Source organism: Proteus sp. PR00208 (assembly GCF_016238545.1).
Taxonomy (GTDB): domain Bacteria; phylum Pseudomonadota; class Gammaproteobacteria; order Enterobacterales; family Enterobacteriaceae; genus Proteus.
The window spans coordinates 1-13,898 of the sequence record NZ_JAEHQE010000032.1 but is presented as its reverse complement, the minus strand read 5'-3'; the positions used below and the strand labels follow the sequence as shown (position 1 = coordinate 13,898).

Here is a 13,898-nt window from a genome sequence, read left to right as displayed (position 1 = left end):
TTATTTATCAACAACGATATTTTTATTAACGACTTCATATTCATCATTACCCACCATCCTCGCAAATTTCTCAATAGGATCTGTACTCAAAGCATAGAGCCGTTTTAATTCAAAAGGAGGATCACCTAAACGAACTTTTCCTTGTTGAGTTGTCACCGCCAATGCCATACCAGACGCTTTGACTGCAGTAATTGCCCTTTGATTATATCCACCGAAAGGATATGCAAAGGCATATTGATGTGGATTTAATAATCGCAATACACGTTGTGAGCGTTGTAAGTCTAATATAATTGTGTGGGACTGACGGCTAAAAATAATAGGTTTTTTATTATTATCTAAACGATGTAAAAAATGGGAATGTGATTGAATATCAAAAACATCACGACTCGATTTGAGTGATTGCCAACTCATAAATTGTAATGAATTAGGTGCCCACTTAGGTGTTTTGGATTTTATTCGTGATGAGATAACAAATAGTGTTGCTCGTTGACCATTTTCTTTTAAAAGAGGATAAGCATAACGATAAACGGATTGCAAACCATCATCAAATGTTAATGCAACAGCTTTGCCTGGCAAATTAACACTCTTATTTAAATAGCCAGCAACTTGATTGAGCGAAAGCGTTTCATATCCAGCTTCTTTTAAATAATTCATCTGCTCTGTAAATGCAGTTAATGATGTTGTTGTTGATGTATGACGAAAATTATGGTTTTCCGTAGTTTTAAGAATATGGTGATAAGTAAGTACTGGTATCCCTAAGTCAGGCTTTACATCCCTTGATGAAATATAACCTAAGCGATCACCTAAAGAGATTTCAAACCAATTGATTTTACTTCCATTAGTACCTTCTTTTATTGTGCGAGATAACACGGGGTAACGTAAATTGGGTAAGAGTGTCGCTATTTGTGGACTAGTAATATCTTTATCACTATAGATAGGAGTATTTTTTGTCGTAATTAAATATTCGTAGATAGGATAATCTGCTTTCTTCGTGCGATCTGATAAGAAACGTATTTTCTTATCTGGTTTCATTGAGGCAATATCTTCAAAATAGCCATCTTCTAGATAGCCCGCTTCAAGATAACCTTGAGCATTCCCAAATTGTATTTTGTGGTAATCACCCTCTGTAACTGATGCATAAAAACCTTGGTTAGGAAAAAGTTCTGCAACAGGTTGCAATTTATCCCCCACAAACGCATATAACGTTTTTTGTTGGCGAAGTTGCATCAATGTTGTAATGGGCGTTTTTAAATCCCATTGAGCTTCTGTTGGAATACCTCTTTCATAAGGCACTGCTGAAGCAAATCCAGTAAAAATAAAACATAGAATAATCAAAATCTTAGATATTATTCTCATCATTTCGCCTACTTATGTAGAACAGAAACAAAAAATGCCCTCACAATGGAGGGCATTTCAATCTAATCTAAATTAGATTTTAGTCTTTTAATCCACCAAAACCAGCATTCAGTAATTCTGCTAAGTTAGCAGATGCTTCATCAGCACTGATTGTTGTTTCAGTTTCATCTGTCGGCAGTTGTGATTGACGACGCTTCATACGATCTTGGTGATACGCATATCCAGTACCAGCTGGGATCAAGCGACCAACAATAACGTTTTCTTTCAAGCCACGTAATTCATCACGTTTACCCGCTACCGCAGCTTCCGTCAGAACACGAGTTGTTTCTTGGAACGATGCAGCAGAGATGAAGGATTCAGTTGCCAGAGATGCTTTCGTGATACCTAACAGGTCACGAGCATACGTTGCTGGTACTTTACCATCATCTTCCAGAACACGGTTTGAAACTTTAACGCGAGCGTATTCAACCTGTTCGCCTTCGAGGAACTCAGAGCTTCCTGCGTTCTCAATGGTAACTTTACGTAGCATCTGACGAACGATAACTTCGATGTGTTTATCGTTAATCTTAACGCCTTGTAAACGGTAAACTTCCTGTACTTCGTTAGTGATATAGCGAGTAACCGCATGAACACCACGTAAGCGCAGAATGTCGTGTGGTGATTCTGGACCATCGGAAATAACATCACCGCGTTCCACAACCTCACCCTCGAATACGTTAAGTTGACGCCATTTAGGGATCATCTCTTCGTATGCATCGCTACCGTCTAATGGAGAAATAACTAGACGACGTTTACCTTTAGTCTCTTTACCGAACGAAACAATACCGCTGATTTCAGCAAGGATTGCAGGCTCTTTCGGACGACGAGCTTCAAACAAGTCAGCAACGCGTGGCAGACCACCGGTGATATCTTTAGTACCGCCAGATTCTTGTGGAATACGCGCTAAAGTGTCACCTGCGTTAATTGTAATGCCATCGTCTAACTGAACAATCGCTTTACCTGGCAGGAAGTACTGTGCTGGCATATCAGTATTCGGGATTAATACGTCATTACCTTGTGCATCAGTGATGCGTAATGCTGGACGTAAATCTTTACCGCTACCTGTACGCTCTGCTGAATCCAGAACAACCAGTGAAGAAAGACCTGTTAATTCATCTGTTTGACGTGTGATAGTTTGACCATCAACCATGTCTGCAAAACGGATGATACCAGATACTTCACTCACAACTGGCATTGTATGTGGATCCCAGTTAGCAACAGTTTCGCCACCGTTAACCGCTTCGCCATCACCCTTCGCTAATTGAGCACCGTAAGGTACTTTATAGCTCTCTTTCGTACGACCGAATTCGTCAATTAAACGTAATTCTGTGTTACGAGAAGTGATAACTAATTTACCAGCAGTATTAGTAATGAACTTCGCATTAAACAGCTTCAGAGTACCTTTGTTACGTACTTGAATGCTAGATTCTGCTGCCGCACGAGATGCCGCACCACCGATGTGGAACGTACGCATCGTTAACTGTGTACCTGGTTCACCGATTGACTGTGCCGCGATAACACCGATAGCTTCACCTTTGTTAATGATATGACCACGAGCAAGGTCACGACCATAACAATTAGCACACACACCGAAGTCTGTGTTACAGGTTACAACTGAACGTACTTTCACGCTGTCAACTGAGTTTTCTTCTAACAAGTCACACAGTTTTTCGTTTAACAGGGTGTTACGTGGAACAAGAATATCGGCAGTACCTGGTTTCAGAATATCTTCTGCAGCCACACGACCTAATACACGTTCACGCAGTGGTTCTTTAACATCACCACCTTCGATAACCGGAGTCATCATAACACCTTCGGTTGTACCACAGTCGTCTTCTGTTACGACTAAGTCTTGTGCAACGTCAACTAAACGACGAGTCAAGTAACCGGAGTTTGCTGTTTTCAGTGCGGTATCCGCAAGACCTTTACGAGCACCGTGAGTTGAGATGAAGTACTGGAGTACGTTCAGACCTTCACGGAAGTTTGCTGTAATAGGTGTTTCGATGATTGAGCCATCTGGCTTAGCCATCAAACCACGCATACCTGCTAACTGACGAATCTGAGCTGCAGAACCACGAGCACCGGAGTCAGCCATCATAAAGATGCTGTTGAAAGATACTTGTTGTTCTTCTTCACCATTACGGTTAATAACGGTTTCAGTAGACAGGTTTTCCATCATCGCTTTTGCTACGCGCTCATTCGCCGCAGCCCAAATATCGATAACTTTGTTGTAACGTTCGCCCGCTGTTACCAGACCGGATTGGAACTGTTCCTGAATTTCTGCAACTTCTGCTTCTGCTTCTGCAATGATCTCTGCTTTTTTCGCAGGGATAACCATATCATCGATACCTACTGAAGCACCTGAACGTGCTGCGTAAGCAAAACCGGTATACATGATTTGGTCAGCAAAAATAACTGTTGGCTTCAAGCCCAATACGCGATAACAGGTATTCAGCATTTTAGAAATTGCTTTCTTACCTAATGGTTGGTTAACCAGCGCGTAAGGTAGGCCTTTTGGTACGATCATCCATAAAATAGCTCGGCCGACAGTTGTGTCTTTTAAGCTAGTTTCAGTGGTGATGTTACCTTCGCCATCTTTGATCTCTTCAGTGATACGTACTTTAACGCGTGCGTGTAAAGAGGCTAAACCTGCGCGATAAACGCGTTCAGCTTCTTTAGGACCACTTAACACCATGCCTTCACCTTTGGCATTGATGCAGTCACGAGTCATGTAGTACAGACCTAATACAACGTCCTGTGAAGGAACGATGATTGGGTCACCACTTGCTGGAGACAGAATGTTGTTTGTTGACATCATCAGCGCACGAGCTTCTAACTGTGCTTCTAATGTCAATGGTACGTGAACCGCCATTTGGTCACCATCGAAGTCGGCGTTATATGCCGCACAAACGAGTGGGTGTAACTGAATAGCTTTACCTTCAATAAGGATTGGTTCAAATGCCTGAATACCTAAACGGTGAAGTGTTGGTGCACGGTTCAGCATCACTGGGTGTTCGCGGATAACTTCATCTAAGATATCCCAAACAACCGCTTCTTCACGCTCAACCATTTTTTTAGCGGCTTTGATTGTTGTCGCTAAACCACGGGTTTCCAGTTTTCCGTAAATAAATGGTTTGAATAACTCAAGAGCCATTTTCTTCGGTAGACCACACTGATGCAGACGCAGGTATGGACCAACGGTGATTACAGAACGACCAGAATAGTCAACACGTTTACCTAACAGGTTTTGACGGAAACGACCTTGTTTACCTTTGATCATATCAGCCAAAGATTTCAGAGGACGTTTGTTAGAACCCGTAATCGCACGACCACGACGACCGTTATCTAATAACGCATCCACAGACTCTTGTAACATACGTTTTTCGTTACGTACGATAATGTCTGGTGCTGCTAAATCAAGCAGGCGTTTTAAACGGTTGTTACGGTTGATCACACGACGATATAAATCGTTCAGGTCTGAAGTCGCAAAACGACCGCCATCAAGTGGAACCAATGGACGTAAGTCTGGTGGTAACACAGGCAGTACAGTTAAGATCATCCACTCAGGTTTATTGCCTGATTGCATGAATGCTTCAAGTAACTTGATACGTTTAGTCAGTTTCTTACGTTTAGTTTCAGAGTTAGTTTCATTTAACTCTTCACGCAGCGTTTCACACTCTTGTTCCAGATCCATGCTCTGTAACAAGTTCTGAACAGCTTCTGCACCCATCTTCGCATCGAATTCGTCACCGAATTCTTCTAATGCATCAAGATATTGCTCTTCTGTTAAGATTTGTCCACGCTCAAGGCTAGTCATCCCGCCTTCAACAACAACATAAGATTCGAAATACAGTACACGTTCAATATCGCGCAGTGGCATATCCAGCAGCAGACCGATACGGGACGGCAGTGATTTCAAGAACCAAATGTGAGCAACTGGAGAAGCTAATTCGATGTGACCCATACGTTCACGACGAACTTTAGTTTGTGTAACTTCAACGCCACACTTCTCACAGATAACACCACGGTGTTTTAAACGTTTGTATTTACCACACAAACATTCGTAATCTTTTACTGGTCCGAAAATACGGGCACAGAAAAGACCGTCACGCTCTGGTTTGAACGTACGGTAGTTAATTGTTTCTGGCTTTTTAACTTCACCAAATGACCATGAACGGATCATATCAGGTGATGCCAGAGCAATTTTGATCGCATCAAACTCTTCGGTCTTGGTTTGCGCTTTCAGAAACTTTAATAAGTCTTTCACGAAATGGCTCCTGTCGGAGTTAGACCTGCCAGGCAAATGACCCCTGTCATTCACCCCTTTAAACCAGTGTAGTCACTGTTTGACAGACTGCCATTTCTAGCAGTCTGTCTATATGGAATCCGTTATTCGTCTTCCAATTCGATGTTGATACCCAGTGAACGGATCTCTTTCAACAATACGTTGAACGACTCTGGCATACCTGGTTCCATCTGATGGTTACCATCAACGATGTTTTTGTACATTTTGGTACGACCGTTAACGTCATCCGACTTAACAGTAAGCATTTCTTGAAGAGTATAAGCTGCACCGTATGCTTCCAGTGCCCACACTTCCATCTCCCCGAAACGCTGTCCACCAAACTGTGCTTTACCACCAAGAGGTTGCTGAGTAACCAAGCTGTACGAACCAGTAGAACGGGCGTGCATCTTGTCATCAACTAAGTGGTTCAGTTTCAGCATGTACATGTAACCAACAGTTACTGGACGCTCAAATTGTTCACCTGTACGACCATCGAAAAGTGTAATCTGACCAGAAGTTGGAAGATCAGCTAATTTCAGCATCTCTTTAATTTCCATTTCTTCTGCACCATCGAACACTGGTGTTGCGGTTGGCATACCTTTTTTCAGGTTTTCAGCCAGACGTAACACTTCTTCATCGCTGAAGGTGTCCAGATCAACTTTCTGACGAGGTGCCATACCCAGATCGTAAGCTTTCTGGATAAATTCACGTAATTTAGCAACTTCTTGTTGCTGTTTCAGCATCGCGTTGATCTTATCACCGATACCTTTAGCAGCCATACCCAAGTGAGTTTCAAGGATCTGACCGATGTTCATACGTGATGGTACACCCAGTGGGTTCAATACGAGGTCTACTGGATTGCCGTTTTCATCGTATGGCATATCTTCAATTGGGTTAATCTTAGAGATAACACCCTTGTTACCATGACGACCCGCCATCTTATCACCAGGTTGGATCTGACGTTTAACAGCCAGGTAAACCTTAACGATTTTCAGCACGCCTGGTGCTAAATCATCACCTTGAGTGATTTTACGACGTTTAGCTTCCAGTTTCTTCGCGAACTCAGCTTTCAGTTCATCATACTGTTCTGCTAATTGTTCTAACTGGTTTTGCTTCTCTTCATCCGCAATACCCAGCTCTAACCAACGTTCACGAGGTAATTTATCTAATTTCTCAGCTTCAATACCGCCAGCAATCAGAACACCACGGATACGAGCGAATAGACCAGCTTCAAAGATACGCAGTTCTTCAGTTAAGTCTTTTTTAACTTCACGTAACTGTGATTCTTCGATTTCTAATGCACGTTTATCTTTTTCTACGCCATCACGGGTGAAGACTTGTACGTCGATAACTGTACCAGACACACCATTAGGAACACGCAGAGAAGAATCTTTAACATCAGACGCTTTTTCACCGAAGATAGCACGCAGCAGTTTCTCTTCTGGAGTCAGTTGAGTTTCACCTTTAGGTGTTACTTTACCAACCAGAATGTCACCACCTTTCACTTCAGCACCGATATAAACGATACCTGATTCATCCAGTTTAGATAACGCTGCTTCACCGACGTTCGGGATATCAGCAGTGATCTCTTCAGGCCCTAACTTAGTATCACGAGAGACACAAGCAAGTTCTTGAATATGGATAGTAGTGAAACGATCTTCTTGAACAACACGTTCAGATACAAGGATAGAGTCCTCGTAGTTATAACCATTCCATGGCATAAATGCCACGCGCATGTTTTGACCTAATGCTAACTCACCAAGGTCTGTTGAAGGACCATCGGCTAACACGTCACCACGATCAACAGGTTCACCTAAAGATACGCAAGGAGTTTGGTTAATACATGTGTTCTGGTTAGAACGAGTGTATTTAGTCAAGCTGTAGATATCGATGCCCGCTTCACCAGCGTAAGTCTCTTCTTCGTTAACTTTGATAACGATACGAGAAGCATCAACATACTGAACAACACCACCACGTTTAGCAACCGCAGTAACACCGGAGTCAACCGCTACCGCACGTTCCATACCTGTACCTACCAGTGGTTTATCACCACGAAGTGTAGGAACAGCCTGACGTTGCATGTTCGCACCCATCAATGCACGGTTGGCGTCATCGTGTTCAAGGAATGGGATCAGTGAAGCACCGACAGAAACAACCTGTTGGGTTGAAACGTCCATGTACTGAACTTGGTCACGACTAAATAAGCTTGACTCACCTTTATGACGGCAAGTAACTAATTCTTCAACGAAGTGATTGTCATCGTCTAATACGGAGTTAGCCTGAGCAATGATGAAGTTACCTTCTTCGATTGCAGACAGATAGTGAATTTCATCTGTTACGGCATTGTTTTCAACAACACGGTAAGGCGTTTCTAGGAAACCGTACTCATTAGTCTGTGCATAAACAGATAATGAGTTGATAAGACCGATGTTTGGACCTTCAGGTGTTTCGATTGGGCACACACGACCGTAGTGGGTTGGGTGTACGTCTCGAACTTCGAAGCCTGCACGTTCACGGGTCAAACCACCAGGGCCTAATGCAGAAATACGACGTTTGTGCGTAATTTCTGATAGCGGGTTATTCTGATCCATAAACTGTGATAACTGGCTAGAACCAAAGAATTCTTTGACAGCAGCAGAAATCGGTTTTGCGTTGATCATATCTTGTGGCATTAATGCATCAAGATCGCCTAAAGATAGACGCTCTTTAACTGCACGTTCAACACGCACCAGACCAACACGGAATTGGTTTTCAGCCATTTCGCCAACAGAACGAATACGACGGTTACCTAAGTGGTCAATATCATCCACTTCACCTTTACCATTACGGATATCAATCAGTTTTCTCATTACTTCAATGATATCTTCTTGGCTTAGGATGCCAGAACCTTCAACTTCGTCACGGCCTAAAGAACGGTTGAACTTCATACGACCAACAGCAGACAGATCATAACGATCTTCAGAGAAGAATAAGTTCTCAAATAAATTTTCTGCTGCTTCGCGTGTAGGTGGTTCACCAGGACGCATCATGCGATAGATTTCAACTAATGCGCTTAAACGATCGTTTGTAGGATCGACGCGAACAGTTTCTGAAATATAAGCACCATGATCTAAGTCATTGGTAAACAGAGTTTCAATCGTTTTATGACCAGCTTGACTTAAGCGTGCTAACACATCTAAAGAGATTTCCATGTTAGCAGCACAAATCAGTTCACCTGTCGCTTCATCAATATAGTCACGAGCAACCACTTTACCTGCAATGTATTCAACAGGTACTTCAATGCGGTCAACTTGCTCTTTTTCTAATTGACGAATATGGCGAGCGGTAATACGACGGCCTTTTTCGACATACACTTTGCCGTTTGCTTCAATATCAAATGAAGCAGTTTCACCACGCAGACGTTCAGGCACTAATGTCATCATCAGCTTGTTGTTGCTGATTTCAAACAATGTTTTTTCGAAGAATAATCCTAAGATTTCTTCAGTGCTGTAATTCATTGCGCGTAAAATGATAGTCGCAGGTAATTTACGGCGACGGTCAATACGGACAAAAAGGTTATCTTTAGGGTCGAATTCGAAGTCTAACCATGAGCCACGATAAGGGATAATACGTGCGTTATACAGTACCTTACCTGAAGAGTGTGTTTTACCTTTGTCACTATCAAAGAACACACCAGGGCTACGGTGTAACTGGGAAACGATAACACGCTCAGTACCATTGATAACAAAGGTACCATTATCGGTCATTAATGGGATTTCACCCATATAGACTTCTTGTTCTTTGATGTCTTTAACGGTGCCTTCTGGGGCTTCACGTTCATAAATGACCAGACGCAGTTTTACACGCAGAGGTGCAGAATAAGTTACACCGCGGATCTGACATTCTTTAACATCAAAAACAGGCTCGCCTAAGCGGTAGCTGACATATTGTAATTCAGCATTACCACTGTAGCTTTGGATAGGAAATACGGAGCGGAAAGCTGCTTCCAGACCGTTTTGACCATCAGGATCTTGCTCGATGAACTTCTGGAACGAGTCAAGTTGGATAGAAAGGAGATAGGGAACATCCAGAACTTGTGGACGTTTACCAAAATCCTTACGAATACGTTTTTTCTCGGTATAGGAGTAAACCATAGGGTTCCTCAGCTCGCTGAAAAGTGACCCACTCTGCCTGTCCTTAACTTTAAGGATGGCTCGACATTCTGCAAACACTGTTTTTTTGTAGGTAGGAAAACAACTATTTTCCGAATATTTATTGCTATTACTCTTAAATCATTTCATTGTGCCAAGATCACTACCGAGCTTTCGAGAACGTGGATCGTAGTGACTAACACAGTATATTAAGTCGTCAATAGCAAAAAATATTGAAGTAATGAGACACCAAAAAAGTGTGAAAAAGTGACTCTTACCTTACAGCGCAAAAAGGCTGGTGACCAAAAAATCACCAGCCATCAGCCGTTAGGCTGCACTCTGGGAAGTTAAATTATTTAACTTCAACCTCAGCGCCTGCTTCTTCCAGAGCTTTCTTCAGAGCTTCAGCATCATCTTTGCTTACGCCTTCTTTAAGAGCTGCTGGTGCAGATTCTACTAAGTCTTTAGCTTCTTTCAGGCCAAGACCGGTAGCGCCACGTACTGCTTTGATTACTGCTACTTTGTTACCGCCGATAGCTTTCAGGATAACGTCAAATTCAGTTTTCTCTTCAGCAGCTTCTGCTGGACCCGCAGCAACAGCAACAGCTGCAGCAGCAGATACACCGAATTTTTCTTCCATCATAGAGATCAGTTCAACAACGTCCATTACAGACATTTCAGCAACTGCGTTTAAGATATCGTCTTTAGAAATAGACATAACAAGTGTTCCTAAAATTCAGAAAAAGTTTATACGTAAATAAAGCAACGAAGAAATTGGCTATTAAGCAGCTTCTTTCTGATCGCGCAGAGCAGCCAGAGTGCGAACCAATTTGCCTGCAGAGGCTTCTTTCATGGTTGCCATCAGGCGTGCGATTGCTTCATCGTAAGTTGGGAGTGTAGCCAGACGATCGATGTTCGAACCTGGGATAAACTCACCTTCAAAGGCAGCCGCTTTAATCTCGAATGCTGGGTTCGCTTTCGCGAAATCTTTGAACAGACGAGCAGCAGCGCCCGGATGTTCAGCAGAAAATGCAATCAAGGTTGGACCAACAAATGCATCTTTCAGTACTTCATAAGAAGTACCTTCAACAGCACGACGCAGAAGTGTGTTACGTACTACACGTACAGTAACGCCAGCTTCACGACATGCTTTACGCAGTTCGGTCATTTTAGCTACAGTAACGCCACGGGAATCCGCAACAACTGCAGAAAGCGCACCTTTGGCAACTTCGCTGACTTCAGCAACAATCGCTTGTTTGTCTTGAAGATTTAGTGCCATTAGCTTCTTGCTCCTGGATTAACCGAGTAAAAACTCGGGACTCACATCACTTATTACCACAATGGTATAAGCGCTAAAACACGGTGAGTAGAATCCAGAATATATAATTCTTTATTGGCTCTCTCACCGTCTACGCAGGAAAATTAAGTAATTACTTACACCTGCGGTCTTGGACGGGGTCTGGATAGGCCAGACTCCAACCGAAATTCAGAGAATTTAGTTATGTCGACTTGAATAAAATACAACATAGCTAAACTCAAGGCGTCAAATTCTATACAAATTTGACGCCAAGGTAAAGTCTTTTATGACTTTAGTCTAATCTAAGATTAAACTGTCGCGCTTAAGCTAGCTTGATCAATCGCAACACCTGCACCCATAGTGGTAGACAGGCTTACTTTCTTGATATAAACGCCTTTCGCTGCTGATGGTTTTGCTTTTTTCAGAGCAACCAGCAGAGCTTCTAAGTTTTCTTTCAACTGTGCTTCGTTGAAATCAACTTTACCGATAGTGGTATGGATAATACCATTTTTGTCGTTACGGTAACGAACCTGACCAGCTTTAGCATTTTTAACTGCTTCAGCAACGTTAGGAGTTACAGTACCCACTTTCGGGTTTGGCATTAAGCCACGTGGGCCAAGGATTTGACCTAATTGACCTACAACGCGCATTGCATCTGGAGATGCGATAACAACGTCAAAGTCCATTTCGCCAGCTTTAACTTTAGCAGCTAAGTCGTCCATACCGACTAATTCAGCGCCTGCTTCTTTAGCAGCTTCTGCATTTGCACCTTGTGCGAATACAGCAACGCGAACTGAACGGCCAGTACCGTGTGGAAGTACAGTTGCACCACGAACGTTTTGATCTGATTTACGTGCATCGATGCCAAGGTTAACAGCAACGTCAACGCTTTCAACGAATTTAGCAGTAGCCAGTTCTTTCAGTAAAGCAACAGCTTCAGCAATTTCGTACTGTTTAGTTACTTCAACTTTCTCACGGATATTGCGCATGCGCTTGGTTAGTTTAGCCATCAGATTAATCCTCCACTACCAGGCCCATGGAACGAGCAGTACCAGCAATTGAACGCATCATAGCTTCAACGTCAGCACCAGTCAGGTCCGCAGCTTTAGTTTCTGCGATTTCACGAACTTGAGCAGAAGTAATTTTACCTACTTTCTCTTTGTTCGGTTTGCCAGAACCTGATTTCACGCCCGCAGCTTTCTTCAGCAGAACTGCTGCTGGAGGAGTTTTGGTAACGAAAGTGAAAGAACGGTCAGCATAAACTGTAATAACAACAGGAATTGGTAAACCTTTTTCTACGCTTTCAGTTTTAGCGTTGAATGCTTTACAGAATTCCATGATGTTAACACCTTGTTGACCCAGAGCTGGACCAACTGGTGGACTTGGATTAGCCATACCTGCAGAAACTTGCAGTTTGATATAGGCTTGGACTTTCTTAGCCATTAATTAATTCCTCAATTTGGGTATATCGCCCGGCTAGGGCTCCCCGATTTTACTTTGTTCTGTCTTATGACAAAACAACTCAAAACGAAAGGTGGAAAATTGTAGATAACTTTTCCACCTTTTGCAAGAAAGCAGCGTAAAAAGGTTTAACCTTTTTCAACCTGACTAAAGTCTAATTCAACTGGTGTTGCACGACCAAAGATTGATACAGAGACTTTTAAGCGGCTTTTTTCGTAATCAACTTCTTCAACAACACCATTAAAGTCAGCGAATGGACCATCGCTAACACGAACCATTTCACCTGGTTCAAACAGTGTTTTAGGACGCGGTTTATCACCAACTTGTTGTAAGCGATTCATAATCGCATCAACTTCTTTATCGCTAATTGGTGCAGGTCTGTCTGACGTTCCGCCAATGAATCCCATAACACGAGGTACATTACGTACTAAGTGCCAAGTTGCATCGTTCATGACCATTTGGACAAGAACATACCCTGGGAAAAATTTACGCTCACTTTTGCGACGTTGACCGCTACGGATCTCAACCACTTCTTCGGTTGGAACCATAACTTCGCCGAATGAGTCTTCCATTTCGTTTAATTTGATATGTTCACGCAGAGACTGTGCAACACGGCCTTCAAAGCCTGAAAATGCCTGAATGACATACCAGCGTTTTTTTGGAGAATCAGTCATGAACACCTCACAGGCCAGTAATAAATGAAACAAAACGAACCAGAATGCCATCCAGTCCCCAAAGAACTAATGACACAATAGCCGTCACCGCAGCAACAATCAGGGTTGTCTGCAATGTTTCTTGACGTGTTGGCCATACTACTTTACGCATTTCAATACGCGCTTCACGAGCAAATGCTAACGTTGCTTTACCTTGTGTTGTCCACAACGCGATCCCACCTGCTGCTACGAACAAAGCAACAACAGCTAAAGCTCGCAACGCTAGGTTAAATTCACGGTAAAGATAGTTGCCACCCACTGCTACTGCCAGCAATAAAACGGTAATGATCCACTTAGCGATATCACCACCGCGTTTGCTATCTTGAGCTCCGCTATTCGCACTCATAAATTAACCTGTCACTATGATGTAAATAAATAGCCAGCTTGCCTCGCAAGAGCAAAACAAATCAGACTAACCATAAAATCAACTATGATTGCATCTGACACAGTGTCATATCTCTATGACATTCGTATCTGCAAGATACTGGACTCGATTCGTTGTATCAGAGCCTATCTCACCAATAATTTACAACAAACTAGTGATGAGATAGGTTCTTTTTCAAACAACGCATAAAAAGGGCATCAATTGATGCCCTTTTTTAGGAAATTACGCGAGT

Annotated in this window: 9 protein-coding genes; all 9 read right to left on the bottom strand. The window is 42.7% G+C overall.

Annotated elements, in window-relative coordinates; all coding sequences use genetic code 11:
• Positions 1–1,356, bottom strand: coding sequence for a polysaccharide deacetylase family protein (locus tag JEP36_RS16770; RefSeq protein ID WP_198630510.1), 1,356 nt, complete (start codon positions 1,354–1,356; stop codon positions 1–3).
• Between the two features lie 79 nt (positions 1,357–1,435).
• Positions 1,436–5,662: a DNA-directed RNA polymerase subunit beta' gene (gene rpoC, locus JEP36_RS16765; RefSeq protein ID WP_109374342.1), complete on the bottom strand. Its 4,227-nt coding sequence runs from the start codon at positions 5,660–5,662 to the stop codon at positions 1,436–1,438.
• Positions 5,663–5,784: 122 nt separating this feature from the next.
• Positions 5,785–9,813, bottom strand: a complete 4,029-nt coding sequence (gene rpoB, locus JEP36_RS16760; RefSeq protein ID WP_109374341.1) for a DNA-directed RNA polymerase subunit beta — start codon at positions 9,811–9,813, stop codon at positions 5,785–5,787.
• A 349-nt stretch (positions 9,814–10,162) separates the two neighbouring features.
• Positions 10,163–10,528: a 50S ribosomal protein L7/L12 gene (gene rplL / locus JEP36_RS16755; protein ID WP_023583093.1), complete on the bottom strand. Its 366-nt coding sequence runs from the start codon at positions 10,526–10,528 to the stop codon at positions 10,163–10,165.
• 63 nt (positions 10,529–10,591) lie between these two features.
• A complete protein-coding gene (rplJ, locus tag JEP36_RS16750) occupies positions 10,592–11,089 on the bottom strand; it encodes a 50S ribosomal protein L10 (RefSeq protein ID WP_006534706.1) in 498 nt (165 codons plus the stop codon).
• A gap of 326 nt (positions 11,090–11,415) precedes the next feature.
• The gene (rplA, locus tag JEP36_RS16745) at positions 11,416–12,117 is read right to left on the bottom strand and encodes a 50S ribosomal protein L1 (protein ID WP_023583092.1); all 702 of its coding nucleotides are present in this window, start codon (positions 12,115–12,117) and stop codon (positions 11,416–11,418) included.
• A 4-nt stretch (positions 12,118–12,121) separates the two neighbouring features.
• Positions 12,122–12,550 (bottom strand): 50S ribosomal protein L11, encoded by a 429-nt coding sequence (gene rplK, locus JEP36_RS16740; RefSeq protein WP_006534703.1) that lies wholly within the window; start codon positions 12,548–12,550, stop codon positions 12,122–12,124.
• Positions 12,551–12,696: 146 nt separating this feature from the next.
• Complete coding sequence (gene nusG / locus JEP36_RS16735; protein ID WP_004246900.1) at positions 12,697–13,242, bottom strand: transcription termination/antitermination protein NusG; 546 nt, start codon at positions 13,240–13,242, stop codon at positions 12,697–12,699.
• A 7-nt stretch (positions 13,243–13,249) separates the two neighbouring features.
• The gene (secE, locus tag JEP36_RS16730; protein WP_023583091.1) at positions 13,250–13,627 is read right to left on the bottom strand and encodes a preprotein translocase subunit SecE; all 378 of its coding nucleotides are present in this window, start codon (positions 13,625–13,627) and stop codon (positions 13,250–13,252) included.
• Positions 13,628–13,898: the final 271 nt, after the last annotated feature.